General features: G+C 62.0%; 21 protein-coding genes. 7 read left to right on the top strand and 14 right to left on the bottom strand.

Annotated elements, in window-relative coordinates:
* Positions 1 to 112 precede the first annotated feature (112 nt).
* From CAF90_RS02540 to CAF90_RS02505, 8 genes are all read right to left on the bottom strand, one after another.
* Positions 113 to 1,045: a sugar kinase gene (locus CAF90_RS02540; protein ID WP_085603283.1), complete on the bottom strand. Its 933-nt coding sequence runs from the start codon at positions 1,043 to 1,045 to the stop codon at positions 113 to 115.
* Positions 1,045 to 2,265 carry an amino acid deaminase gene (locus CAF90_RS02535; RefSeq protein ID WP_085603281.1) on the bottom strand — a complete coding sequence of 407 codons (1,221 nt, stop codon included), beginning with the start codon at positions 2,263 to 2,265 and terminating at the stop codon, positions 1,045 to 1,047. Before CAF90_RS02535 ends, CAF90_RS02540 begins: the two co-directional genes overlap by 1 nt.
* 39 nt (positions 2,266 to 2,304) lie before the next feature.
* Positions 2,305 to 3,069, bottom strand: a complete 765-nt coding sequence (locus CAF90_RS02530; protein ID WP_085603279.1) for an IclR family transcriptional regulator — start codon at positions 3,067 to 3,069, stop codon at positions 2,305 to 2,307.
* Between the two features lie 227 nt (positions 3,070 to 3,296).
* Complete coding sequence (locus CAF90_RS02525) at positions 3,297 to 3,686, bottom strand: RidA family protein (RefSeq protein WP_039768794.1); 390 nt, start codon at positions 3,684 to 3,686, stop codon at positions 3,297 to 3,299.
* Between the two features lie 31 nt (positions 3,687 to 3,717).
* Positions 3,718 to 4,515: an amino acid ABC transporter ATP-binding protein gene (locus tag CAF90_RS02520; RefSeq protein WP_007960239.1), complete on the bottom strand. Its 798-nt coding sequence runs from the start codon at positions 4,513 to 4,515 to the stop codon at positions 3,718 to 3,720.
* The gene (locus CAF90_RS02515) at positions 4,512 to 5,174 is read right to left on the bottom strand and encodes an amino acid ABC transporter permease (protein WP_007960241.1); all 663 of its coding nucleotides are present in this window, start codon (positions 5,172 to 5,174) and stop codon (positions 4,512 to 4,514) included. Before CAF90_RS02515 ends, CAF90_RS02520 begins: the two co-directional genes overlap by 4 nt.
* Positions 5,175 to 5,183: 9 nt before the next feature.
* On the bottom strand, positions 5,184 to 5,846 hold the full coding sequence (locus CAF90_RS02510; RefSeq protein WP_007960243.1) for an amino acid ABC transporter permease: 663 nt from the start codon (positions 5,844 to 5,846) through the stop codon (positions 5,184 to 5,186).
* Positions 5,847 to 5,897: 51 nt separating this feature from the next.
* Positions 5,898 to 6,746 (bottom strand): transporter substrate-binding domain-containing protein, encoded by an 849-nt coding sequence (locus CAF90_RS02505; protein WP_085603277.1) that lies wholly within the window; start codon positions 6,744 to 6,746, stop codon positions 5,898 to 5,900.
* A 338-nt stretch (positions 6,747 to 7,084) separates the two neighbouring features.
* On the opposite strand from CAF90_RS02505, the gene CAF90_RS02500 reads away from it, so the two are divergent.
* The 6 genes from CAF90_RS02500 to CAF90_RS02475 all read left to right on the top strand — a co-directional run bounded on the left by CAF90_RS02500 (position 7,085) and on the right by CAF90_RS02475 (position 16,110).
* A complete protein-coding gene (locus tag CAF90_RS02500) occupies positions 7,085 to 7,516 on the top strand; it encodes a co-chaperone YbbN (protein WP_085603275.1) in 432 nt (143 codons plus the stop codon).
* A gap of 175 nt (positions 7,517 to 7,691) precedes the next feature.
* Positions 7,692 to 8,846 (top strand): non-hydrolyzing UDP-N-acetylglucosamine 2-epimerase, encoded by a 1,155-nt coding sequence (gene wecB, locus CAF90_RS02495; RefSeq protein WP_085603273.1) that lies wholly within the window; start codon positions 7,692 to 7,694, stop codon positions 8,844 to 8,846.
* The gene (nrfB, locus tag CAF90_RS02490; RefSeq protein ID WP_085603271.1) at positions 8,843 to 11,017 is read left to right on the top strand and encodes a cyclic di-3',5'-guanylate-activated glycosyltransferase NrfB; all 2,175 of its coding nucleotides are present in this window, start codon (positions 8,843 to 8,845) and stop codon (positions 11,015 to 11,017) included. The genes wecB and nrfB overlap by 4 nt, the downstream gene beginning before the upstream one ends.
* Entirely contained in the window at positions 11,014 to 14,172 is a 3,159-nt protein-coding gene (locus CAF90_RS02485; protein WP_085603269.1) for a hypothetical protein, read from the top strand. Before nrfB ends, CAF90_RS02485 begins: the two co-directional genes overlap by 4 nt.
* A complete protein-coding gene (locus CAF90_RS02480; protein WP_085603267.1) occupies positions 14,172 to 15,050 on the top strand; it encodes a DUF4434 family protein in 879 nt (292 codons plus the stop codon). The genes CAF90_RS02485 and CAF90_RS02480 overlap by 1 nt, the downstream gene beginning before the upstream one ends.
* Positions 15,034 to 16,110 carry a diguanylate cyclase gene (locus CAF90_RS02475; RefSeq protein ID WP_085603265.1) on the top strand — a complete coding sequence of 359 codons (1,077 nt, stop codon included), beginning with the start codon at positions 15,034 to 15,036 and terminating at the stop codon, positions 16,108 to 16,110. The genes CAF90_RS02480 and CAF90_RS02475 overlap by 17 nt, the downstream gene beginning before the upstream one ends.
* Before the next feature lie 5 nt (positions 16,111 to 16,115).
* Here CAF90_RS02475 and CAF90_RS02470 read toward each other — a convergent pair whose 3' ends face one another.
* Both CAF90_RS02470 and CAF90_RS02465 read right to left on the bottom strand, forming a co-directional pair.
* Complete coding sequence (locus tag CAF90_RS02470; RefSeq protein WP_085603263.1) at positions 16,116 to 17,672, bottom strand: TerC family protein; 1,557 nt, start codon at positions 17,670 to 17,672, stop codon at positions 16,116 to 16,118.
* Positions 17,673 to 17,973: 301 nt separating this feature from the next.
* A complete protein-coding gene (locus CAF90_RS02465) occupies positions 17,974 to 18,378 on the bottom strand; it encodes a MerR family transcriptional regulator (protein ID WP_007960263.1) in 405 nt (134 codons plus the stop codon).
* Positions 18,379 to 18,457: 79 nt separating this feature from the next.
* On the opposite strand from CAF90_RS02465, the gene CAF90_RS02460 reads away from it, so the two are divergent.
* On the top strand, positions 18,458 to 19,681 hold the full coding sequence (locus CAF90_RS02460; RefSeq protein WP_085603261.1) for an NADH:flavin oxidoreductase/NADH oxidase family protein: 1,224 nt from the start codon (positions 18,458 to 18,460) through the stop codon (positions 19,679 to 19,681).
* Here the strand turns inward: CAF90_RS02460 and CAF90_RS02455 are convergent.
* The 4 genes from CAF90_RS02455 to cobN are packed head-to-tail and all read right to left on the bottom strand — an operon-like array spanning position 19,678 to position 26,888.
* Positions 19,678 to 21,324 carry a phospholipase D-like domain-containing protein gene (locus CAF90_RS02455; protein WP_085603259.1) on the bottom strand — a complete coding sequence of 549 codons (1,647 nt, stop codon included), beginning with the start codon at positions 21,322 to 21,324 and terminating at the stop codon, positions 19,678 to 19,680. The two genes, CAF90_RS02460 and CAF90_RS02455, sit on opposite strands and share 4 nt — an antisense overlap.
* A 40-nt stretch (positions 21,325 to 21,364) precedes the next feature.
* A complete protein-coding gene (locus tag CAF90_RS02450; RefSeq protein ID WP_256578424.1) occupies positions 21,365 to 22,027 on the bottom strand; it encodes a VWA domain-containing protein in 663 nt (220 codons plus the stop codon).
* 2 nt (positions 22,028 to 22,029) lie between these two features.
* Positions 22,030 to 23,031, bottom strand: coding sequence for an ATP-binding protein (locus tag CAF90_RS02445; RefSeq protein ID WP_085603255.1), 1,002 nt, complete (start codon positions 23,029 to 23,031; stop codon positions 22,030 to 22,032).
* An 8-nt stretch (positions 23,032 to 23,039) separates the two neighbouring features.
* Positions 23,040 to 26,888, bottom strand: a complete 3,849-nt coding sequence (gene cobN / locus CAF90_RS02440; protein WP_085603253.1) for a cobaltochelatase subunit CobN — start codon at positions 26,886 to 26,888, stop codon at positions 23,040 to 23,042.

The following is a 26,888-nucleotide window of genomic DNA, read 5'->3' as shown; positions in this document are numbered from 1 at the left end:
AGCCCGCTCCCACAAGATTCTGCTGTGTGGCATCGATAGCATTCACAACAGTCATCCTTGTGGGAGCGGGCTTGCCCGCGAACCGATTGCGCAGCAATCGGCCATTCACCGATTACTTCGGAATCAGAGCTCCGGGTACTTGAATAACCTGGCTCGCTAGCAGATGGCCGGCCTGCGCCGCTTCCGTCGGGCTTGCGCCGGACAAGCGACTCGCCAGATACGCCGCACTGAACGAATCCCCCGCCGCCGTGGTGTCCACCACCTTCTCGACCTTCTGCGCCGGCACTTCGAACGCTTCCCCGTCGCAACGGATCAGACACGCTTCCGCCCCGCGCTTGAGCACCACTTCCGGCGTGCCGATCTGCGCGTACGCTTCAAACACCGCGTCACAGTCTTCGAAATGGAACAGCGCCTGCTCGTCGTCAACCGTCAGCAACGCCAGATCGACATGGGGCAACACGCTGCGATAAGCGGCCCGCGCCTCCTCCACTGAAGCCCACAGGCGTGGCCGATAGTTGTTGTCGAAGACGATCCGCGCATCACGCTGGCGGGCCTCAATCAAGGTCTGAATCAGTTTCTTCCGCCCCTGAGCGCCGAGTACCGCCAGCGTGATACCGCTGAAATACAGCACGTCGTAATCCGGCAACGCCGCCAGAATCGGTGCGGCGGCTGGCGTAGTGAAGCAGTCGCGCACTGCGGCTTCGTTGCGCCAGTAAAGGAAGCGGCGCTCCCCGGCAGCATCGGTCTGGATGCAATACAGGCCCGGCAAACGACCGGGCAAGCGCTGGACCAGATCCAGACCAATGCCTTCGTCGGCCCAAATGCGGCACATCGCGTCACTGAAGCTGTCGTCACCCAGCGCCGTGACGTAATCGACCTGCGCCTTGTCGCCCATGGCGCGGGACAGATAGACCGCCGTATTCAGCGTGTCACCGCCAAAGCTCTGTTGCAGGCTGCCATCGGCACGTTGCTGGAGTTCGATCATGCATTCGCCGATCAGGGCGATACGCGGGGTGTTCGGACCCAATGGACTGAGCGTGTTCATCAGAAGCAGGTTTCCATGGTTTCGATCACCGACAGCTGCTCGTCCACCAGCAGCCCTACGCGCCACTTGTCGAAGGTCAGGCACGGGTGCGAAGTGCCAAAGGAAATGATGTCGCCAACGCGCAATTCCACGCCCGGCGCCACGGTCATGAACGCGTGCTGGTCCATCACCGCCGTCACCTTGCAGGCGCCGACATCGTCGCCCACCGCCGGAAGAACACCGGCCTTGTAACGCAGCAGCGGCACCGGCATCCCGGCATCGAACGCCACGTCACGCTTGCCCAGGGCAATCACGGCAAAGCCCGGCTCCGGCATCGACTGCACGTGGGCCCAGACTTCCAGTGCCGGACGCAGGCCTTCGTGCAGATCGCTGCGACGGTCGAGTACGCAGCACTGCGCCTCTTTATAGATGCCATGGTCGTGAGCCACGTAACTGCCGGGACGCAGCACGCTGAGGAAACGCCCGCCCGCATTCTGTGCCTCGAACGATTCGGCGATCAGGTCGTACCAGGCCGAACCCGACGCGGTGATGATCGGCTTGGCAATGGCGAACGCGCCACTGTCCTGCAACTGCACCGCCAGGCGCACCAGCGAGGCGGCGAATTCACGGATACCGGTGACGGCGTGATCGCCATGAATCACGCCTTCGTAACCTTCGATGCCGGTCAGGGCCAGCGCCGGTTGTGCGCCGATGGCCTTGGCCAGCTCGATGACTTCCTGCTCGCTGCGGCAACCGCAACGGCCGCCGACCACGCCGTATTCGATCATTACATTCAGACGCACGCCACGGGACGCAAAGTAAGCACCCAGATCGGCGACGTTGTCCGGGTGATCGACCATGCAATAGAAATCGAAGCCGGAATCGGCCGCCAGCAGATCGGCAATCAGCGCCATGTTCGGCGTGCCGACCAGTTGGTTGGCCATCAACACTCGGCGCACGCCGTGGGCGTAAGCGGCGCGGGTCTGGGTGGCGCTGGCCAGGGTGATGCCCCACGCGCCGGCGTCGAGCTGACGACGAAACAGCGCCGGGGTCATGCTGGTCTTGCCGTGGGGCGCGAGTTCGGCGCCGCTGTCGCTGACGAATTTCTGCATCCAGCGGATGTTGTGTTCCAGCGCTTCGCGATGCAGCACCAGCGCCGGCAGGCTGATGTCACGCACCAGTTGCGCGCCGAGGGCAGCATCGCCCTTTTCCACGGCAGCAGTGTTGTTGGCAGTCGTCATGGTCGAACTCCTCACAGTCGCGCCCGCTCGCGGGCGCGGTTATTCGTTGATTCGCCGGGCGAGGCTGTTGGCGCTCTCGATCAAGACCCGGCGATAGTCGTTGTAATTGTTTTTGGCATCAGCGCGCGGGGCGACGATGCACAGGGTGCAGATGGCAACGCCTTGAGGGTCTTTGACCGGGGCGGCGAAGCAATGGGTGAAGGTGTCGGCGACACTGTCGAAGGAGAAGAAACCGTCGATGCCGGCCTGACGGATTTCCGCCAGAAACGTCTCCATCGGCAGGCGTTCGCCACCCGGCAGGATGAAGTCGTCAGGGTCGATCAGGTCGCTGATCTGCTGATCGCTCAAGTGCGCCAGTAGCAGGCGACCGGAGGCGGTCCACGGGATAGGCGCGTTTTCTCCGATATCGGAAGAAATGCGGAAATGCCGCTCGCCCTCCTTCATCAGCGCCACTGTGTATTTGCGCCCGTTAAGCAGGCACATCTGCGCGGTTTCCCGGGTCTGGCTGACGATCTCCTGCAAGGCGTGATCGGCCTCGCGACTGAGGTCGAAATGCCGCAAATGCGCCTGCCCGAGGAAGTACAACTGACGACCGAGATAGACGTGACCGTCCTTGCCCACCGGCTCCAGAATCCGCCGTTCGAGCAACGAGGCCACCAGTTCGTAGACCGTTGATTTCGGGCTGCCGATGCCGTTGGCGATGTCGTTCGGGCGCAGTGGCTGGCCGATCTCCTTGAGGAAATCGAGGATATCGAACGCCCGGTCCAGACCGCGTGCCCGGCGCTTGATGGTGTCTTCGGTCATTTCTGTTGTTCCCATAAAAGATGCCGGGATGGTAACTGGCCCTTGGCGTTGTGTCAGTTGGATCGCAGCCCTCACCCCCCGCCCTCTCCCGGAGGGAGAGGGAGCCTGACCGTATCGATACATGACTAGCTGACAAACGCTGGACTCTGCATCGATAGAGATCAGTCCCCTCTCCTGGGGGAGAGGGCTAGGGTGAGGGGGCTACGGCCTCAGCGACGCCACATCTCTCAAGCCTTCTTCTTGTAGGCAATGCAGTCGATCTCGACCTTGCAGTCGACCATCATGCTCGCCTGCACACAGGCCCGGGCCGGTGCGTGTTCGGGCTTGAAGTACTCGCCGAAGACCTTGTTGAAACTGGTGAAATCCCGCGGATCGTCCAGCCACACGCCAGCGCGTACCACGTCTTCCAGGCCATAACCGGCCTCTTCGAGAATCGCGATCAGGTTCTTCATGGTCTGGTGCGTCTGCTCGACGATGCCGCCCACAATGATCTCGCCATCCACCGCCGGCACCTGCCCGGAAACGTGCAGCCAGCCATCGGCTTCAACGGCGCGGGCGAATGGACGAGGCTGGCCGCCAGCGGCGGTGCTGCCGGTGCCGTAACGAGTAATGCTCATGGGTGTTTCTCCTGATTGAAAAAGTGAAAAGTCAGAACCGCGTGCTTTTGAGAAATTCCGCCAGCCGCGGCGATTGAGGACGCTCGAACAGTTCCTTGGGAGGCCCCTGCTCTTCGATGCGTCCCTGATTCATGAAAACGATCTTGTCCGAGACCTCGAACGCAAAACGCATTTCGTGGGTCACCAGCAACATGGTCATGCCATCCTCGGCCAGGCCCTTGATCACGTTCAGCACTTCGCCAACCAGTTCCGGATCGAGGGCCGAGGTGACTTCGTCGAACAGCATCAGGCTCGGGTTCATCGCAATCGCCCGGGCAATCGCCACGCGCTGCTGCTGACCGCCGGACAACTGACCGGGAAAGTGATTGCGCCGCTCCAGCAGGCCGACTCGCTCCAGCCATTTCTCGGCCAGGACCACGGCTTCGTCCTTGTGCATCTTTTTGACTTTCAGCAAGCCGAGCGTGACGTTCTGCAATGCGGTGAGGTGCGGGAACAGGTTGAATTGCTGGAACGCCATGCCGGTCATCGCACGATGCCGTGCAATGACTTTTTCCGGGTGGCGCACGCGCTTGCCGTTGAGTTCGTCATAGCCGATGGATTCGCCGTCGAGCAGGATCTGCCCGCCCTGGAATTCCTCCAGCATGTTCACGCAGCGCAGCAGCGTGGTCTTGCCCGAGCCGCTGGAGCCGATGAGGGTCACCACGTTGCCGCGCTGCATGCTCAGGTCGACGCCCTTGAGCACTTCGACCGCGCCGTATTGTTTGTGCAGGCCACGGATGTCCAGCAGGGGCTGACCGTTCTGGACGTTGGAAACTTGAGCTTGAGTCATGGCAGGGCCACCCGCTTTTCAATGTGCCGGCCGAGTAATTCGATGCCGTAGTTGATGACGAAGAACAGAAAACCGGCGAACAGGTAAAACTCCAGGGTCATGAACGTCCGGGCGATGATCTGCTGGGTGCTGAGCAACAGCTCGGCCACGCCGATCACCGACAGCAAGGTCGAGGCCTTGACGATTTCCGTGGATGAATTGACCCAGGTCGGCAGGATCTGCCGCAGCGCCTGAGGCAACAGCACGTAACCGAGGGATTGATAGAACGTCAGGCCGATGGCCTTGCCCGCTTCCATCTGTCCGCGTGGCAACGCCTGCAACGCACCGCGCACGATCTCGGCCACGTGCGAGCCGCAAAACAGCGTCAGCCCCAAGGCGCCTGCCTGAAACGCGCTGATCTGCCAACCGAGCGCCGGTGCCATGTAGAAGCACGCCAGCACCAGCACGAACACCGGCGTGCCGCGAATCAGGTCGACATAAAAGCGGAACGGCGCGCGCATCCAGAACTTGCCGTAGGTCAGCACCAGCCCGGCGAATACGCCGATGACCGTGCCGAACAGAATCGCCAGCGCCGACACCTGCACGCTGGTCAGAAAGCCTTGCCACAAGGCTTCGCGGGCAATCCACAACTCATGCAACCAACTGGGGGATTCGTACATCGCAGCCTCCTATCGGCGGATCGCCAGACGCTGCTCGAGGTAACGCAGCAGCATGGCAATGAGGTAACAGGCCGCGACATACAACGCCGTGGTCACCAGCCAGGTTTCGATCACCCGGTAGCTTTCGACGTTGATCTTGCGCGCGTAATAGGTCAGCTCCGGCACCGCGATCGCGGCGGCCAGCGAGGTGTCCTTGAACAGCGAAATGAAGTTGTTCGACAGCGCCGGCAGCACGTTGCGCAACATCACCGGCACGGTGACGTAGGCTTTCACCTGCCACTCGCCGAGACCAATGGCCAGCCCCGCTTCACGCTGGCCTTTGGGGATGCTCAACAAGCCGCCGCGGAACACTTCGGTCAGGTACGCCCCGGCATACAGCGACAGGGTGATGATGAACGACGGGATCTTGTCCAGCCGGATCCCCAGGCTCGGCAACGCAAAGTAGATCAACAGAATCAACACCAGAATCGGCGTGTTACGGATCACCGTCACATACACCGATGCCAGCACCCGCAAGGCGCGATGCCTGGACAGCAAGGCAAACGCCATCAGCAGGCCGATCACGCAGCCGATGGCGATCGACACCAGCGCCAGTTCGAGGCCCAGACCGAGCCCCGCCAGCAAGGTGTCGAAATCGCGCCACACGGCGGCAAAGTTCAACTGATAGTTCATGGTCGGCAGTACCTTGAGCGGGGCGCATCAAGGCGCCCCACTCTCACGGGATCATTTGAATTCGACAGGGAAACCGATGGCGGGCGATGGCAGATCGACACCGAACCATTGCTTGAACGACGCGGCGTAGGTCGGGAACTCCACGCCGGTCATGGCCTCATGCAGCGCAGTGTTGACGAAGTTCAGCCAGTCCTGATCGCCACGTTTGACGGCGCACGCGTAGGTCTGCGGGCTCCAGGCGTACGTCGGGCTGCGATAGCGGCCAGGGTTCTGCACCATCAGGTATTTGACCGAAGACTGGTCGGTGGCGGCGGCGTCGGCACGGCCCGAGTTCACGGCCTGATACATCAGATCGACGCTGTCGTACTGATCGACCTTGGCCTTGGGCAGCGCCTGATGCACCAGCTCCTCGGCGTACACGTTCTGCAGCACCGCGACGGTCACGCCGTCACCACCGGCCTGCAGGTCTTCGATTTCCTTGTACTTGCTGTTGTTCGGCAGCAGCAGGCCGACGCCTTCGCGGTAGTACGGCAGGGTGAACGCCACTTGCTGTGCACGGCTGGCGGTGACGGTGATGAACTGGCAGCTCATGTCGACCTTGTCGGTCAGCAGGTTGGGAATCCGCGCATCGGACGACTGCACCACGAACTCGACCTTGCTCGGATCATTGAACAGACCTTTGGCCACGATCCGCGCGATGTCGATATCAAAGCCCTGCAACTTGCCGTCCGCGCCCTGGAAGTGCCACGGCGCATTGGTGCTGCCGGTGCCCACAATCAGCTTTCCACGAGCCAGGACGCTGTCGAGCTTGCTGTCGGCCGCCTGGGCCATACCCATGACAGCGGACGAAGCCGCGAGAACAAAAACACACGCTTTGAACAAGGAAGGTCGGCGATGCATGGCAAGCACTCCAGAGGATTGTTTATTCCGCTATACCGGAACACGGTTTGTTACTACGGAATAGACAGCAGAAAGTGTGCCACAGGATTCGCGGGGAATCTGCAATGGATTGAAATTTGTTTTGAATCAAAGAGATGGAGGTAACCCGCGGATCGGTGTAACCAAAAGTGATTCCGCGCCTCGCTACTTTGCGCCACACATGGCGGGTAGCCGGGCCACATTCTGGTGCGCGATGCACGATTGGGCGCGGGCTGCACCTGTCAACTCTGACAGTTGCGGTAACGGTCGCAGCGCCCCTAACGTCGCACTGTCCCGCACATCGAATAAAGGAGGCTCCAATGACGACACCGACTCGATATTCAGCGTTGCCCCCGACGTACCGGAAAGTCTTGAAAGCCAGGCGTCTTGTCGTCCTGTATTTCTTCAACGAGCACTGCGGTGCCTGCGTGTTTTCCAGCCCCGTTTTTCTCGAGATAGCCAAGCCCTTTCGGCCCTGGATGGATATCTTCATGCTCGATACAGCACAGTGTTGTCGGAATCCGGAGGTCTCGGGCACGCCGACGGTGTTGTTCTACAAGGAAGGCGTTCTGGTTAAAAAACTGAAAGGCATCGGTTCGGAAGAATCCCTCCTGCAGGACTTCACCCAATTCCTTGGCAAAACCAGACACTGTGTTGCACCGCGCAAACCGACCCATGACCTGAACTGGCTTCGCCACACCCTCAGCACCCTCTGCACCATCCCCCGCGCAAAACGATTGAACTTTTCCTGAAAGTGCCACCTAAGAGCCATCAGGTAATGGCACCGTCGTTCCAATTGATCTGTAACAACTAGCCTCGAGGCCGGATTGGACAAGCTCCCATCCGGCTGCTTTTCTTTGTTTCTCAGAAAGAGACAAGTGCTGCCGGCCCTCTGGTCGCAGCCTTGCTTCGTCCCAGGAGGGGTCAATGTCCTTTAATGTCATGATGGTTTTCGGTACTCGCCCGGAGGCCATCAAAATGGCCCCGCTGGCCCGGGTTCTGCGTCAGTGGCCCGACATCACACTCAACATCTGCTCCACCGGCCAGCATCGCGAGATGCTCACCCAGGTGCTGGATGCATTCGAACTGACGGTCGACGAAGACCTGCAAGTCATGACCCAGGGCCAGACCCTGAACGGTCTGTCGCAGCATCTGCTCGCCCAGCTCGATCAGGCCTACGAGCGGGTCAAACCGGACATCGTGCTGGTTCACGGCGATACCACCACCAGTTTCATCGCCGCCCTCGCCGCCTTCAATCGCCAGTTGCCCATTGGTCATGTCGAAGCCGGTTTGCGTACCGGCAACCTGCGGGCGCCCTGGCCCGAGGAAGCAAATCGACGCCTGACCGGCGTGATTACCGACCTGCATTTCCCGCCGACCTCCAAGTCCGCCGCCAATCTGCTGCGCGAAGGCGTACCCGAAGACAACATTGAAATCACCGGCAACACCGTGATCGATGCCTTGCTGTGGATGCGCAAGCACCAGCAGGAGATCGATTGGCATCCGCCTGCCGATTCGCCCCTCGCGGCGCTGGATGACCAGCGCCGGATGATTCTGGTCACCAGCCATCGACGGGAAAACCTCGGCGACGGTTTCCGCAATATCTGCCAGGCCCTGGCCGAACTTGCCGAGCAATACCCGGACGTGCAATTCGTTTATCCGGTGCACCTCAATCCGCTGGTGCAGGAGGTGGTGTACGGCATGCTGGCCGACAAACCGAACATCTATCTGGTGCCACCGCAGGACTATCCGAATTTCGTCTGGCTGATGGGCCGCGCGCACTTCATCCTGACTGACTCCGGCGGCGTCCAGGAGGAAGCCCCGGCGATCGGCAAACCGCTGCTGGTACTGCGCGACGTCACCGAACGGCCTTCCGTGCTCGAGAGCGGCACCATGCTGCTGGTGGGCACCGACAAGGCGCGCATCGTCAAGGAAGCCCGCCAACTGCTGGACGACCCGGACACCTACGCGCGCATGAGCCGCGTGCACTTCCCCTATGGCGACGGTCACGCCAGCGAACTGATCGCCACCCGCCTCCACGCCTGGCTGAGCGCACGCTCGGCGGCGGGTAAAGGGGTATGAGTCTGGGTTGGGTCGATTTCTTCGCGTATGTGCTGTTCGGTCTCAAATATGTGGCGATTGCCCTCGCCCTGCTGATGTTCATCCTCGGGCTCGATGACCTGTTCATCGACCTCGTCTACTGGAGCCGCAAGTTCATCCGGCGCTGGCGGATCTACGAGAAATTCAAGCGTGCCGACGAGGAGCGTCTGTATTCGATTCCCGAGAAGCCGCTGGCAATCATGGTGCCGGCGTGGAACGAGGTCGGCGTGGTTGGCGAAATGGCGCGTCTGGCCGCCTCGACCATCGACTACGAGAACTATCAGATTTTCGTCGGCACCTACCCCAACGACGCCGAAACCCAAGCTGATGTCGACGCGGTTTGCCAGCACTACCCCAACGTGCACAAAGTGGTGTGCGCCCGCCCTGGCCCGACCAGCAAGGCCGACTGCCTGAACAACATCATCGACGCGATCCTGCGCTTCGAGAGCGAGGCGAAAATCCAGTTCGCCGGGTTCATCCTGCACGACGCCGAAGACGTGATTTCGCCGATGGAATTGCGCCTCTACAACTACCTGTTGCCCAACAAGGACCTGATCCAGATTCCGGTCTACCCCTACGCGCCGGAGTGGAAAGGCTTCACCGCCGGGCACTACGTCGACGAGTTCGCCGAGAACCACGGCAAGGACGTCATCGTCCGCGAAGCCCTCACCGGCCAGGTGCCCAGCGCCGGCGTTGGCACTTGCTTCAGCCGTAAAGCCATCAGCGCCCTGCTGGAAGACGGCGACGGCATTGCCTTCGATGTGCAGAGTCTCACCGAGGACTACGACATCGGTTTCCGCCTCAAGCAGAAAGGCATGAAATGCATCTTCGCCCGTTATTCGGTCAGCGATCCGAAACTGGCGCTGGAGCAACCCTGGGTGTTCGGCATGAACCGCGAATTCTCCCAGGTGATCTGCGTGCGCGAGCACTTTCCCCGCGACTTGCAACACGCAATTCGGCAGAAATCGCGGTGGATTGTCGGCATCGTGTTCCAGGGCACCAAGAACCTCGGCTGGAGCCGCAAGGGTCTGCTCAACTACTTCCTGTGGCGCGACCGTCGCGGGCTGATCGCCTACCTGCTGAGCTTTCTGGTGAACCTGCTGTTCCTGGTGCTGCTGGCGATGTGGGCGGTGACGATCATTTCCCCGGACTCGTGGCGCTATCCCTCGATCCTCGCCGACAGCTCGCTGCTCTCGGTGCTGCTGTGGCTCAACGGCCTGATGCTGCTCAATCGCCTGTTCCAGCGCGGCTGGTTCGTCACTCGTTACTACGGATTGGTTGAAGGTCTACTGTCGGCGCCGCGCATGATGTGGAGCAACTTCGTCAACTTCTTCGCCAACCTGCGTGCCCTGCGTCAGGTCATGGAAATGGGCGATTCACGACGCGTGGCCTGGGACAAGACTACCCACGAATTCCCGGCGCTGACCAAGGCGCAACGTACTCCGCTCGGCCATCGACTGGTGGAAAAAGGCCTGCTTACCGAAGAACAGCTGGAAGCGGCGATCACCAGCCCCGTGCGCCGTCGACTCGGCCGCGAACTGTTGCTGCGTGAGTACATCGACAGCACTCAGCTGGTTCAAACCCTCGCCGAGCAACTGGATCTGGAATGGGCGCCGCTCAATCCGTTCAAGCTCGACAAACGCCTGATCGATGCCGTACCGCGCCGGGTCGCCTCCCACTACGGCATTTTGCCGGTGGCCGAAGAAGGCGACACCCTGATTCTGGCCTCCGAAGGCCCGGTCAGCCAGGTCTCGCTGGGCGCCATCAGCCGTCAATTGAAACGCCCGGTGCGCAGCCGTCTCGCACCTCAGGGCCGCGTCACATTGGGGATTCGTTACTGGTACGCCAGCCCCCGCCAGAATGAGGAAGTGCGTCATATGCTCGAAGTGCTTGAGCGCCATCAGGACGATGAAGCCTTGCTGGAACGGGTCAGCCGCCATCAGGTGCTGCTGGGCAATCTGTTGCAGGTGCGCGGCATGGTGCCGCCAACCCTGTTCAATCAGGCGCTGATCGACTTCGATGCCGAGAACATGTCACTCGGCGAGCATTTGATTTCCCGGGGGATGATCACCCAGGAAGTACTGGAACAGGCGCTCGCCGATCAGGCCAGCGAACAGCAAGCCGCCTACCGCATCGTCCGGGAGGTCGCATGAAGCCTGTGCATCGTCAAACCCTGCTGATGGGCAGCCTGTTGCTGGGCCTGAGCACCGCGTATCCGCTGCAAGCGGCACCGCTGAGCGACTTTGAACAGTTCCGCAGCTATCCCTACATGGACCGCAGCTATCGCGAGGCGAAAAAGGGCAACTGGAAGGAAGTCGAACGACTGATGCGCCACTTGCTGGAAAAGGTTCCTAAGAACGACGAGGCCCGGGCATTGCTGGTGGAGTCCCTGGCCAAGCAACGCCGTTACAAGGAAGCGCTGCAAGCGTTGCCGGACAACAGCGACGCCCTGCTCGACCTGCGCCTGACCTGGATCGAACAGGACCCGCCGACCAGCACACAAGTTGAAAGCTGGATGGCCACCAGCAGTCTGAATGACCGCGTGCGCCTTTGGCAGGCCTACAGCCTGAGCCTGGCCAAGTTCGGCGGCGCGGCCAAGGCCCATGACTGGCTGGCACAACTGGCGCCCAAGGGTGACGACAATATCCTGCGCCTGGCCCGCGCCAACTGGTCGGAGCAACTGCGCGACTGGAGCGGCAGCATCGACCAACTGGCGCCGCTGGCCGCACGCAAACAACTGGACGCCGAAGGCTGGCAACGGCTGGCCAACGCGTATGTGCAACGCCTCGATGAAAAGCCGCTGCAGCAACTGCTGCAACAGGCGCCGAGTCCCGAGGCCGCGCGCAACATTCGCCTGGCGATGGTCGATCGCGCCATCGCCATGGGCCACGAGCAGCAGGCCCAACGCTGGATGCAGTCGCTGCCGGCCAGCGATCTCGCCGATCCGGCGCAGCGTCAGCGGCTGTGGGAACTGGCACGCAAGACCGAAGACGTGCCCACCGTGCAGCGTCTGAGCAACGACCTGCAACGTCCGTGCCTGGAAACCGCCGAATGGCTATCACGCCAGGATCCGGAAGCGGCGCTCAAGCAACTGCGCAACTGTACACCGACGGACGATCCTCAGACCTGGCTGGTACTCGCCCAGCGCCTGCAAGCCACGGATCTATTGCAAAGCACCCGTCTACCGGAGCCTTGGGATAGCCGTCGGCAAACGCAGGTGCTCGACATCTGGCAAAAGCAAGGTCGCAGCGCCGAGGTCAACGCCTGGCTGGCCGGTCAGAAGCAGACGCCCGATATCGTCAAGCGCCGGGCGGAGCTGACGCAGCGCATGGGACGGATGATTGAAGCGCAAACCCTGTGGGAACTGCATTACCGGCAAACAGGCAATCTTTCCTCGCTGAATCAGGCCACTTACCTGGCGGTAAATGCCGGCGATCACGCGCACGCTCAACAGTTGCTGGAATCTGCGTTCGATCGCCATGACGGGCGTTTGCCAGCGACGGCGTTGCAGCGCCTCGCCGGTTTGTATGCCGCTGCGTCATCAACGACACCAGAGCAACAGCGGCGCATGGCGCTGCTGCTCAACCGGGTGGACGGCGCCACGCGCGGCCAACTGCTCGCGCAACTCGCGGAGACCGGCCAGTGCGACGCCGTGCAGCAAGCCATCGGCAGCGACCCGCAAGCGGCGGGCCATTTCCGCGCGCTTGGTCGCTGCGCCATGCCTGATCGCCCGGGTGAAGCCGTCGTCTATTACCAGCAGGCTGAAAAACTCGGTGATCGCGGCAGTCGTCTGCCGCTGGCCTATGCCCTGGAAGCGGCCGGTGATTCTGCCGGTGCACTGACGATCTGGCGCAGCATCCCGACCGCCGAACTCAGCGACAACGCGCGTCTGACAGCCAGTCGCAGCGCCCTGAATGTTGGTGACAGCCAGACCGCAGAAACCTACTGGCAACAAAGCACCACTCGCGGCGCCAATGAGTGGGCCCTCGGCGCAGCCATCGCCGACGCGCGGGGTGATCACGCCCAGGCACTGCAACGTCAGCGGCAGGCCCTGCAACAGGCACCGGATGCCGGGCACTTCTACGCCGCATCGGTCACTGCGCAAAAGGCCGGGGACTTGCCACAAAGCACCGCGTGGCTGGCCGAAGCGGTACGCCGCGAGCCGAACAATCCGCGTTATCGCGCCGACTACGGCATGCGTCTGGCCGGCGCCGAAACCCGCGAAGAGCGCGCCACGGCGATTCCGTATCTGCAACAGGCGACCCGGGATTTCCCCGAGGATTACCGCCTCGGCGAAACCCTGGCCTGGCGCTACGACGAAACCGAAGACAGCGCCTCCGCACGCAAGGAACTGCGCCGGGTGATCGATCTGGAGCAGAACCCGGTGGCGGCCGATGACGAAGACGGCAGCATGGAGGCCCGCCGTTATCGCCAGCGCCGCGCCCATGAAACCTTGTCCCGACGTGACAGCTTTACCGTTGCCAGCACCTGGTCACCGGCCGGGGTCTCAACCAACGACTTTCTGCGCCCGGATGACAGCGAAGGCAGCAAACGGGTGACCCGCTCGCAGAACGTTCAGGTCGCGATGTGGGATCACGCGCTGGGTGAAGAACCGAGTCGGGCCGGCAGTACGCTGTCGGTTTACGGCCGGCTGTTGTTCGGTGGCCAAGGTCGCTCCAGCTATGGCGAAACCTTCGCTACCGGCGTCGGCCTGCGCTACAAACCGTGGGGCACGGCCAACGTCAACCTGTATGCGGAAATCTACAAGCAAACCGGTGTCAGCGACGATGGCAGCGGCGGCATGCGCCTGGGACAGTTGTTCAGCCCGGTGAAAGTCTGGGATCAGGGTCACGACTACGATCGCTTCGGTCGCACCAGCACCGACTACCTGCTGCGCGCCACCGCTTCGTTCCTTGATCAGGGCAAATACCGCAATGACTGGCGGGTCGACGAAAACGAATGGGACGAGCGTTTCCTTTACCTCGACGCCGCATGGTGGACCAAGGCCGGCGATCACCAGTGGCTGTCGCGCTTCCAGCAAGGTCACGCCTGGAAACTGCCGTTCAGCGGAGCCCAGACGATCATGCCTTACGGCTTCCTCGAGTTTGCCAGCCAGGACCCGAGCAACGACTGGCGCCAGGACCTGCGCACCGGTGTCGGTCTGCGCTGGCAATGGTGGTACGACGAGGATCGCTACAACGCCTACCGCTCGAAACTGACGGTTCGCACCGAATATCAACAGTCGCTGGGCGGCAATCTGTATGAAGGCGGCAACGGTGTACTGCTGGGCGTGGAGTGGAATTTCTGATGGCTCGATGGATGTTGTGTTTGTGCCTACTGATGAGTGCCACTGTCGCCAAGGCCGATGAGCATGTCTTCTATCAGCCGCTGAATGTCGATGCCGGCCTGACTCAGGCGCAGTGGCAGAAAGTCTGGCAAGACACCGCGAAACAAGGCACGCGAACCGTGATCGTGCAGTGGACGGCCTATGGCGACTCGGACTTCGGCGGCGCCAATGGCTGGCTCGCCAACAGCCTGAAACTCGCTCAACGACAAGGTCTGCAACTGGTGCTCGGCCTGGCGATGGACCCGGCCTACTACAAGCGCATCGATGAACTGGACAGCGCCGGCCTCGGCGCTTACTGGCAGGCACAACTGGGTCAGTCACTGGCTCAGCAGCAGAAGCTGCGCCAGGACTGGAAGCTGCCGGTCAGCGGCTGGTATCTGCCGCTGGAACTGGACGACCTGCACTTTCTGGCAGCAGATCGACGGGCCACGCTTGAGCGTCAGTTGAAGGACTTCGCCGCGAAGCTGGATGCACCGCTGCATGTCAGCGCCTTCAGTGCCGGCAAGCTAGCCCCGGCGGTCAACGGTCAATGGCTGGGCGAATTGACGGCGGCCGGTGCGCAGGTCTGGTGGCAGGACGGCGCAGGCACCGGTCGTTTGTCACCACTGGTGCGCAACGGTTACGCCAGTGCACTGCCCTGCTCCGTGGGGATCGTGCGCGAGGCCTTCCGGCAGGTCAGCCGCGAGGGCGAGCCATTCCGTGCCGAACCGGCCAACCCGGATGCGACCTCGACCGGCTGCCATCAGAACGCGGTGTTTTCCCTGCGCTATCGGCCGTGGGGCTCGGTAATCCTCGATAACCAACGCAGGCATCCGGGCAGCAATGTACAAAACCATTGAAGACGAAGTCCTGAAGAAGACCGCGCCTGCCGAGCTGTGGAGCGAGTTCATCCAGCATGAATTCGAGCGGCTGCACACATTCTGCCTGCTGATTTATCTGGCAAGCATCAGTGTCTGGATTGTCTTCGATCTGATCGTCAGTTTTCTGGGCGGGCAAGGTTTTACCTGGCGATCGATGGTGTTTCTGACGGTGTTTTCGATTCAGGCGGTCATTCTGCTGTTCACGCGAAAGGCCGCCCATTTCGATATCCTGAACATCCTGTTCGTCGTTGCCATGACCCTTGGCGTGCGACTGCTGATCGACGGCCTGCCCGCGAGCTTTCAACCCGCGTGGCTGGTGCTGGGCGCCTCGAGCATGCTCTACAGCATTTCGGTTCTGCCCATCAGCCGCTGGTCGTTCTACACCTCGCAAGGGGTAATCTGGCTGGTGCTCAATCCGTTTTTTGGTACCGAAGTCGGGCTGTTCGAACTCAAAGGCGTGATGACCATCGCGTACGCCGTGTTTCTCTGCGGGTTGACGATCTATACGTTTTTGAAGCTGCGCGAGGCCAAGCTCTACAACTACATCATGTCCAAGCTGTTGCTGGACCAGGCCTACAACGACACCCTCACTGAAATCCCCAACCGCCGCTCGTTCATGACCCGCGCCGGAAAAACCCTGCAAGCCGTGCCGCGCGTGCATGACCATTACCTGGCGATGATCGACATCGACAACTTCAAGAAAGTGAATGATGTGTACGGCCACGACATCGGCGATGAGGTGCTCAAGCGCATCGCGGCGGACATCAAAACCGTGATGTCACGCTTCGAATACGCACGATTGGGCGGTGAGGAGTTTGCGATCTACCTGGCTGGTGTGCGCCGCGAGGATGTCGAGGCGCTGGCCGGGGAATTGTGCCGGGTGGTGCGTGAGCAACCGACCCGGCACCCGGTGACCATCAGCATCGGTCTGGCCCGGGTCGAAGATGGCGACACCCTCAATCAGGCGCTGATCAAGGCCGATGAAGCGTTGTACGAGTCAAAGCATACCGGCAAGGACCGGTACACTTTTCATCAGTGAGGCCGTCAGGTCTCACGCACCAGCAGCACCCGCGTCACGCGACGTTCTTCGACCGCCATCACGGTCATGCCCCAACCTTCATGTTCCAGTCGATCGCCCTTCATCGGCAGGCGATCCAGCAGGCTCATCACCAGCCCGGCGAGGGTCTGGTAATCCTCGGTCGGCTCGGCGCGAAAACCGGTGTGCTCGCGGATGCGGGTCAGGTTCAATGCACCGTTGACGATGAACCCGCCCTGCTCCTCGACCACGTCGGGGCCGGCGATTTCGCTGGCGTCCGGCAGTTCACCCGCAATCGATTCGAGAATGTCGGTCATGGTCAATACACCAACAAAATCACCGAATTCATTGACCACAAAGGCAATGTGGGTCGAGGCCGCACGCATTTGTTCTAGTGCGTTGAGAATCGAATAACTGTCCAGCAGATTGACGGTCTTGCGCGCCAGGTGTTCAAGGTTCGGCTCGTTGCCGGCCAGGTATTCCTTGAGCAGTTCCTTCTTGTGCACAAAGCCCAGTGGCTCATCCACCGCGCCGTTACGAATCAACGGCAAGCGCGAGTAGGACGAATGCATCAATCGCGTACGAATAGCCTCGGCGTCGTCGGCCAGATCAATGTGATCGACATCGGCACGTACCGTCATCAAGGCGCGGATCGGTCGCTCGGCCAATTGCAGCACACCGCTGATCATCACCCGTTCGCGACGGTCGAACAGCTCCGCGCTCGGCGCTTCACCGTTATCCAGCAAGTCGGAAATTTCCTCGCCGACCTCTTCCACCGCCAGTTTGCGACCACCCAACAGACGCATCACCGCATGGGCCGTGCGCTCGCGCATCGGGCGCAAGCCCTGCATCGAGCGCTTGCGACGAGCGCGGGCGATCTGGTTGAAGATTTCGATCAGGATCGAGAAACCAATGGCGGCGTACAGATAACCTTTCGGAATGTGGAAGCCCAGGCCTTCGGCCGTCAGGGCAAAACCGATCATCATCAGGAAGCCCAGACACAGCATGATCACCGTAGGGTGGGCGTTGACGAAGCGGGTCAGCGGCTTGCTGGCAACGATCATCACACCGATGGACACGACCACCGCGATCATCATCACCGCCAGTTCATCGACCATGCCCACGGCCGTAATCACCGCGTCCAGGGAGAACACCGCGTCGAGCACGACGATCTGCGCCACGATCGGCCAGAACAGCGCATAAGCGGTGTTGGTCGAGCGCTCGCCGATATGGCCTTCCAGCCGTTCGTGCAACTCCATGGTCGCCTTGAACAACAGGAACACACCACCGAACAGCATGATCAGGTCACGGCCGGAGAAGCTCTTGCCGAACACTTCGAACAACGGTGCCGTGAGGGTAACCAGCCAGGAAATACTCGCCAGCAGGCCAAGACGCATGATCAGCGCCAGGCTCAAGCCGATGATGCGTGCGCGGTCGCGCTGATGCGGCGGCAGTTTGTCCGCCAGGATCGCGATGAACACCAGGTTGTCGATACCCAGTACCAGTTCCAGCACGATCAGTGTCAACAAGCCCAGCCATGCCGTGGGATCCGCTAACCATTCCATAATCTGTCTCTATCTCTCGTCAGTGAATTCAAGCTGCCGGACACGGCAAAGTGCGGCGCGAAAGCTCGAAGGCTGCGCCATCAACGATAGTCGGTAGTCGGAAGACTGGATGTTGCGAGTGCGTCAAGACCGCGCCGTGGCGCGAGGGGAACGGGGTTTCTGGAATAGAACTGGGAGGCTCCGAGAGGGTGTTCATGCAAATCCTGAATGAAAAAAGGCCTTGAAGCGTACAGGCTCAGATGACTTTTCCTACAGCTGGAAATCATTTCAAAATCTGTACGCCGCACACATCTCCGGACTTTTACGGGTAAAGCGTCGACAACACGCGGTCGGCATTTGCACCGCAGCTCATGCCTTCGGGCTTGGATTGAATGTTGTCGATCACCTCCAGCAACCGCGCCTTGCTCTGGGCCAGATGCTGCTGCATGACTTCGATCTGCTCGACCTTGCGCGTCAGGCCTGCCACCAGTTCATCGTGCTTGAACTCACCGGTTCCGGCGGCCGGCAACAACTGTTTGAGCTCTTCAAGGGAAAATCCGGCCTGCTGGGCGCTGCGGATGATATTCAGGGTTTGCAACACTTGTGGCGGGTAACGTCGGTAGCCATTGCCCTGGCGCTCCACTTTGGGAATCAGACCCTGGGCCTCATAAAAACGAATACTCGAAGCGCTCAACCCGCTCTGCTGCGCCAATTCACCGATTTTCATTTCAGCCTCGATTCGCCCGCTTGACATTAAAGTTAACTTTAAGCTTAGCCTCTCTCCATCACTGATGAGGAGTCAAGCAATGTCGCCCTTCCAGATTTTGAATCTGCCCAACGGTCAGACCGTCGGCAACCGTATCGCCAAAGCCGCCATGGAAGAAAACCTCGCGGACCGTGACCAGGCACCTTCGCGCGAACTGTTCCGTTTGTATCAGGCCTGGGCCGACGGCGGCGCCGGGTTGCTGCTGACCGGTAACGTGATGATCGACCGCCGCGCCATGACCGGCCCCGGTGGCGTGGTACTCGAAGACGAGCGGCATCTGGAGCGTTTCCACCAATGGGCCGAAATCGCCCGCAGCGGCGGCGCGCAGGTCTGGGTCCAACTCAATCACCCCGGTCGTCAGACCTTCGCCAACATGGGCCAGCAAGCGCTGGCGCCGTCGGCGGTGGCACTGGAAATGGGCTCGTTCTCGAAACTGTTCGCCGAGCCCAAGCCAATGACCGAAGACGATATCGAAGAAGTCATTCAACGTTTCGCCAAAAGCGCCGCGCTCGCCGAAAAGGCCGGATTCACCGGCGTGCAGATTCACGCTGCCCACGGCTATCTGCTGAGCCAGTTTCTCTCGCCGCTGACCAATCGCCGCACCGACCGCTGGGGTGGTTCGCTGGAAAACCGCGCGCGCCTGCTGCTGTCGGTGATCGAGGCCATCCGCCAGGCGGTGTCGCCGCAGTTCTGCGTGGCGGTAAAGCTCAATTCGGCGGACTTCCAGCGCGGCGGCTTCGACACCGACGACGCGCGTCAGGTGATCGAATGGCTCAACGAGCAACCCATCGACCTGCTGGAACTGTCCGGCGGCAGCTACGAAGCGCCAGCGATGCAAGGCGAAGCGCGTGACGGACGCACCCTTGCCCGTGAGGCGTTCTTTCTGGAAATGGCCACGGAACTGGCCAGCGTCGCGCGCATGCCGGTGATGGTCACCGGCGGTATCCGCCGCTTGCCCGTGGTCGAACAAGTGCTGGACAGCGGCATCGCCATGGCCGGCATCGCCACAGCGCTGGCCATCGAGCCGAACCTGGTCAAACACTGGCGCGAAGGCCGCAACAGTGAGCCGCAACTGCCGCCGATCCGCTGGAAACGCAAACCGCTGGCCGCGCTGGCGAACATGGCCGTGGTGCGCTTCCAGATGGCCCGCCTGAGCCGTGGCCGCCAGCCCAAACCCGAGGTGTCGGCACTCTGGGCGCTGATCCGCGACCGCTTGTACCTCAGCCGCCGGACCCGTCAGTACCGTCAGGCGATGGAAGTCTAACGCCCGGCAAACCGCAGGCGAGACAACTGGCGCAGGTCGTCCTCGACGTAGTAGTCGTTGGTCCAGCTGTCATCCGCCGCCAACGGCTGTACCTGCTTCAACGCCAGTTTCTTCGCGAAGTAGCGAAAACGGTAATGCTCGTAGAACCGCAGCAGTTCCAGGCCATAACGGTCCGCCAGATCGGTGTCGCCGCGAATGATCAGGTAGTTCTCGTCATTTCCGTTGCTGGCCGAGGTACTGAGGTTGTGGCTGCCGCTGATGAGGGTCGGGCTGTCGCTGGTGAAGTCGGTGACCACCGCTTTGGTGTGCACCAGCAGGTTGCCTTTCTGGCCCTTCATGTTCTCCCGCAGCCAGCCTTCCAGCCCGGTGTTGAGCAACGCGGTGGCGGCGAATTCGGCAGTTCGGTCAGCGTGAAACCCGGTGATGCGGCTGACCGTGTTTTGCAGGCCGTAACGCAGGATGTCGTCGTGGGGCTGGCCGAGCAACGCGTTGAGAATCGCGTCGGGCAAGGCGAATGCGGTGACGAACAGCAGGTCTTTCTTCGCCCCCTCGATGATATCGACGAACTCCCGCAGATCGGCGCCGCCGGTACGCGGTGAAAACCCGGCGAACAAGGCCTGCGCCGGGTTAATCGGGTTGTGTTGGGTGATCCAGTCGCGCGTGGCGCCGACGTCCGCCGGCTCCGCCCAGATCTGCTCGAAGGTTTTCAGGTAACTCGCGCTGACCGCCGAATCGTCCAGCACATGCACCACGTTGGCCTGGCGGTACACGCCGTTGGCGGTGAAGTTGGTGCTGCCGCACAGTACGGCTTCTGGCTGGCGCTCGCCGCCTCCGTCGAGGTGGCTCAGGACGATGAACTTGTTATGGAAAATGTTGTGAGTGACCCGCCCGCGCTTGCTGGTCGCGGGCAGTTTCGCAAGGCTTGCTTCGTTGATCGTCGTGTCTTCGTCGTCGGGCCGGGCGTGATACAGCACACGCACCTGAACACCTCGATCGAACGCCGCGTTCACCGTGTCGATGATGGCTTGCAACTGGTATTCGTAGATCGCGATGTCCAGCGCCCACTGGCTGTCGACTGCACGCTCGATAAACCCTTGCAGGCGCCCGAGCAGACCGTTCTCCAGCCACTGACGCGCTGCATCGGGCCAGGCTTCGATGGGCATGTTTTTGTTGGCGCTGATCTGTGCGTCGAGATCGGGAAATTTGCGCTGAAACGCCTGACTGGCGGCCACGGCACGGTTGAAGATCAGGCCCTGATTGGCGGGATGACCGTCGTCGGAGCGGATTGTCAGTTCCAGCGCTTCACCGAGTTGCGGCGCATCCGGCGTGCCATAGGCCAGGTGCACGCGATAGTGGATCGTCATGCCCGGATTGACCGCGTAATCGGCCCAGCGAAATTTCTGCAGCGGTGCCTTGTCGCTCGGCGTGGCGTGGAACTGCGGGAAGGTGTGCACCTTGCCGGGAAAGGTCAGGCTGTTGAACAGGAACAGCCACGGCTTGTCGCCCTGCTGCTTTTCGATGGCAAACCCCAGCAGGCCTTTGCGGCGGGATTCGGCGAGGTCCATGGCGAGCAGCACGCCGTTGGTGCCGGCGTAGGCCTTGACGCGAAAATCGTCCTGCGGATTGGCGACCAGTACGCGCATGATTCACTCCCTGTGATTTAGCCTTACTGCAGCATAGCTCTCAGACCGACAACAACTCGTCGATATGCCGGTAATCGGCGTCCAGTGCTGTCGCCAATTGTTTCGCGCGGCCCAGGCGAATCGGCCCGCGCTCGATATCGATCAACAGGCCGGGACACGCCAGCGCTGGCAGTTCCGGACTGTCTTTCAAACGGCCATCGGTGATCACCAGCAACCGTTGCTGTTCGGCGGGGAAACGCTTGCGCCGCACCGCCAGCCAATGCCCGGCCTCCGTCAGCGCTGCCAACAGCGGCGTGCCGCCCCCCGCGCCCAATCCATCGAGCCACGCGCGCAAACCGCTGGAGGCCTTCAACCCTTGCACCTGCCATTTCGGCGCCGCGCCGCTCGCAGTCAACAACGCCAGGCGCGCGCGCTGCCGGTAAGCGTCGTCGAACAGTTGCGCGAGCACGCCCTTGGCATCGCTCAATGCCTGATGGCGACGGGTCGAAGCGGAGGCGTCGACGATCACCAGCCACAGTTCATGGGGCGTGCGGGTACGCAGTTGAAACAGTAGATCCGCCCGGGTTTTCGGACGGCCATTGAGCAAGGTTCCGGGCCAGTTCACCGAGCCACTGCGAGCCGCGTGACGCTTGCCCTGGCGGCCGTTATCGAGGCGTCCGGCGCGGGGTCTGGCATTCGCCCCCGCGTCGGATCGGGGGCGAATGCCTAAGGCTTTTTTGGCCAGACGGGCACTTCGCGGCGGACACCGGTGGCGAGTGCCGGCGCCGGCATTTCACCCCACTGCCCCTGCCCTTCGCTCGGTTCGGCGTTAGTGCCGGACGGCGATTGCGCCGGTGGCTGCGAGCTGGTCGAAGACTGTTCGCGGCGACGATGGCGCAGTGCAAACTCAGCCACAGCATCGATGTCCTGCTCGGCGATGGCTTCCGCGCCACGCCACGCCGCATGAGCCCGCGCCGCACGCAGCCAGACCAGATCGGCGCGCAAACCGTCGACGCCTGCCGCGAAGCAGCGCTCGGTGATCTGCGCCAACGCCGCGTCATCCAGCGGGATACCCGGTAAAACCTTGCGGGCGTTCTCGCAGCGCTGACGCAGAGCTTGCTGCTCAGCCTCCCACTGCGCACAGAACGCCTGCGGATCGCTGTCGAAATCCAGCCGACGACGAATGATCTGCCCGCGCTCGGCCGGCGCCGTATGACCGCTCAGGGCGACGTTGAGGCCGAACCGATCCAGCAATTGCGGACGCAACTCACCCTCTTCCGGGTTCATCGTGCCGATCAATACGAACTTCGCCGAATGCCGATGGGAAATCCCGTCACGCTCGATCAGGTTGGTGCCACTGGCAGCCACATCCAGCAGCAGATCCACCAGATGATCCGGCAACAGATTCACTTCATCGACGTACAACACGCCGCCGTCAGCCTTGGCCAGCACACCCGGAGAAAACTGCGCGCGCCCATCGCTCAATGCCGCGTCCAGATCCAGCGTGCCGACCAGCCGTTCTTCAGTCGCGCCCAACGGCAAGGTGACGAACTGACCGCTGGCCAACAGATCCGCCAGACCCCGGGCCAGCGTCGACTTGGCCATACCGCGCGGGCCCTCGATCAGCACGCCGCCGATCTTCGGATCAATGGCCGTCAGGTACAGCGCCAGTTTCAGGTCATCGGCGCCGACCACGGCGGAGAGCGGGAAATGCGGGGTGTCGGTCATGTTCAGTCTCAGCTCTCTTCTTCTATGTCCAGCAGCAGGTTTTCCAGGGCTTCTTTGTAGGCGCCCGGTTCCTGCCACATCCCGCGCTGCTGCGCTTCGAGCATGCGTTCGGTCATGTCGCGCAAGGCGTGGGGATTATGCTCGCGCACAAAGTCGCGGGTCGCCGGGTCCAGCAGATACGCATCGGCCAGCAAGGCGTACTGGTGATCGTCGATCAGTTGCGTGGTGGCGTCGAAGGCAAACAGGTTATCGACTGTCGCCGCCAGTTCGAACGCGCCTTTATAGCCGTGGCGCTTGACCCCGTCGATCCATTTCGGATTCGCCGCCCTTGAGCGGATGACACGGTTCAGCTCTTCCTTCAAGGTGCGGATTTTCGGCAAATCCGGCTGACTGTGATCGCCGTGGTAACTGGCCGCTGCTTCGCCGCGCAGGCTTTCCACGGCGGCGAGCATGCCGCCCTGGAACTGGTAATAATCGTTGGAATCGAGCAGGTCATGCTCGCGGTTGTCCTGGTTTTGCAGCACCGCCTGCACCTGGCTCAGGCGCTGGACGAATTGCTCGCGGGCGGCGGTGCCCTCATCGGAACCGCCGTAAGCGTAGGCGCCCCAGTTCAGGTAGACCTCGGCCAGATCTTCTCGGGATTGCCACAGGCGACCATCGATGGCGCCCTGCACGCCCGCGCCATAGGCACCGGGCTTGGCGCCGAAAATCCGCCAGCCAGCCTGACGTCGGGCAGCCTCTTCATCCAGCCCGGACTGGCGCAGCGCCTCACGCTCGGCACGCACTTTGGCGGCCAGTGGATTCAGATCGTCCGGCTCGTCGAGCTCCGCCACGGCTTGTACGGCGGCGTCGAACAGGCGGATCAGATTGGCGAACGCATCGCGGAAAAATCCGGAGACCCGCAGCGTGACATCCACCCGAGGCCGGTCGAGCAGGCTCAGCGGCAGAATCTCGAAATCATCGACCCGCTGACTGCCGGTGGCCCACACCGGACGCACGCCCATCAGCGCCATGGCCTGGGCGATGTCATCGCCGCCGGTGCGCATGGTCGCGGTGCCCCAGACCGACAGGCCGAGCTGGCGCAGGTGATCGCCGTGATCCTGCAGGTGTCGCTCGAGAATCAGGGTTGCCGACTGGAAGCCGATGCGCCATGCCGTGGTGGTCGGCAGATTGCGCACGTCGACCGAATAGAAATTGCGCCCGGTGGGTAGCACGTCGAGGCGGCCGCGACTTGGAGCGCCGCTCGGGCCGGCCGGTACGAAACGGCCGCCCAACGCGTCGAGCAAGCCGCGCATTTCGGCCGGGCCGCAGGCGTCGAGGCGTGGGGCGATTACTTCTCGCAGGTTGTCGAGGATTGCACTGACTTCAACCCAGCGCGGCTCCTGTGGGAGCGAGCCTGCTCGCGATGGCGTCAGGTCAGGCCATTCCGTTTTGAATGACACACCGCTATCGCGAGCAGGCTCGCTCCCACAGGGGGATGGCAGTGACTGGGAGATCAGTTGGGTGGCGAACAGCTCCAGACGTTCACGCGTATCCCCTGCGGTGCGCCAGACTTCTCCGCTAACCGTCTGCAGCTCTTCGGGACGCGGGCCAGTCCAAGGATCAGCCAATGCGCAATCCAATGGATCGAATCCCAACTGAAACGCTTTCGCCAACGCCCGCAACAAACTCGACTGCGCACCTTTGCCGTCGCCACGCGGAATCCGCAGCAACGCCAGCAAGGTGTCGATGCGCAGCCGACCACTCGGCGACTCTCCAAAGATGTGCAGGCCATCGCGGATCTGCGATTCCTTCAGATCACACAGATAAGTATCCAGACGCGGCAACCAGATCGCCGCATCGGCATCGCTGTCGAGGGCGGCATCCAGCTGCAATTCGCGATCGATCTGCGTGTCACGCACTAACTGGAGGATGTCGCGCTGCAACTCCCGGGCGCGGCGCGGATCGAGCAACTGAGCTTCGTAATACTCGTCCGCCAACAGTTCCAGATTGCGCAGCGGACCATAGGTCTCGGCGCGGGTCAGCGGCGGCATCAGGTGGTCGATGATCACCGCCTGGGTGCGACGTTTGGCCTGAGCGCCCTCACCCGGATCGTTGACGATAAACGGGTAGATGTTCGGCAGCGGCCCGAGCAGCGCGTCCGGCCAGCAGTTCTCCGACAGACCCACACCTTTGCCCGGCAGCCATTCGAGATTGCCGTGCTTGCCGACGTGGATCACGCCGTGGGCGCCGTAGGTCTGGCGCAGCCAGAAATAGAACGCGAGGTACGCGTGCGGCGGCACCAGATCGGGGTCGTGATACACCGCGCTCGGATCGACCTGATAACCCCGCGCCGGTTGAATCCCGACGAAGGTCAGGCCAAACCGCAGGCCGGCGATCATCATTCGCCCGTCACGGCACATCGGATCGTTTTGCGGCGAACCCCAGCGCTCCAGCACCGCTGCGCGATTGGCTTCTGACAGCGCATTGAACATCGTCAGGTAATCGTCCATCGCCAGGCTCTGCTGGCACGGGCGCTGATCGAGCGTATCGAGATCGTTGCTGACACCGCCGAGCAATTGCTGGATCAGTTCGGTGCCGCTGTCCGGCAGTTCGGCCGGCAACGGATAACCTTCAGCCTGCAACGCTCGCAGGATATTCAGCGCGGCAGCCGGCGTGTCGAGGCCGACGCCGTTGCCGATGCGCCCGTCCCGGGTGGGGTAGTTGGCGAGGATCAACGCGATGCGCTTTTCAGCGTTCGGCACCCGCGCCAGATCGACCCAGCGCCGCGCCAGTTCGGCGACGAAATCCATGCGCTCGGGCTGGGCCCGATAACACACCACGTCGGACTGACTGCGCTCGCTGCGCCAGGCCAGATCCTTGAAGCTGATCGGCCGGCTGATGATTCGTCCGTCCAGCTCAGGCAAGGCGATGTGCATCGCCAGATCCCGCGGACCGAGGCCCTGCTCGCTCTCGCGCCAGCCGGGTTCGTTGTCCTGGGCGCAGATCGCCTGGATCACCGGAATATTGCGACGGAACGGCCGCAGATGTGGCGCTTCGGGGCTGGACTGGGCGAAACCGGTGGTGTTCAGAATCACCGAGGCCTCGACCTCATCCAGCCAGTCCTCGACCACCGACAGGCAGCCGGGCTCTTTCAAACTGGCCACGGCGATCGGCAGCGGATTGAGTCCGGCAGCCTGAAGCCGTTGGCAGAACACGTCGATAAACGCCGTGTTCGCCGCTTGCAAATGCGAGCGATAAAACAACACCGCCGCGACCGGTTGACCGGGCAGCCAGTCGGCTTGCCAGTCACTCAGTGCGGCGGTGTTTTTATTCGGGTGGTAAATCGCCGTGCGCGGCAGCGTCTGCGGCTCGCCCCACACGTAATCCCGCGCCAGCCAGCGATTGGCCAGGCAACGGAAAAAGTCCAGCGCATTGCCCATGCCACCCTGACGTAAGAACTGCCAGAGCCGGTCGCGATCCTCGACGCCCACGGTGCTCAAGTCACTGAGTTCCGGGTCGGGCCGGTCATCGCCCGGCACCAGAATCACCTGCACGCCACGCTCGGACAGCTCGACCAGCCGCTCGACGCCATAACGCCAATACGCGATGCCGCCGTGCAGCGAAATCAGAATGACCTTGGCGTGACGCAGCACTTCATCGACGTACAGGTCGACCGACGCATGGTTCTGCACCTGCATCGGGTTGGCCAGCCGCACGCTCGGGTAATCCTCGGGCAGTTGCTGCGCCGCTTCGGCGAGCAGCGCGAGGCTGGAATCACCGCTGCACAGGATCACCAGCTCGGCGGGGGTTTGTCCAAGGTCGGCAATGTTGTCATCCGACACGAAACCGCCGGGCTGGGTCCTGAGCAGGTGCAT

The sequence above is a fragment of the Pseudomonas sp. B37(2017) genome, assembly GCF_002112885.1.
Lineage (GTDB): Bacteria > Pseudomonadota > Gammaproteobacteria > Pseudomonadales > Pseudomonadaceae > Aquipseudomonas > Aquipseudomonas paraglycinae.
This window is presented reverse-complemented; position numbering and strand designations above follow the sequence as displayed.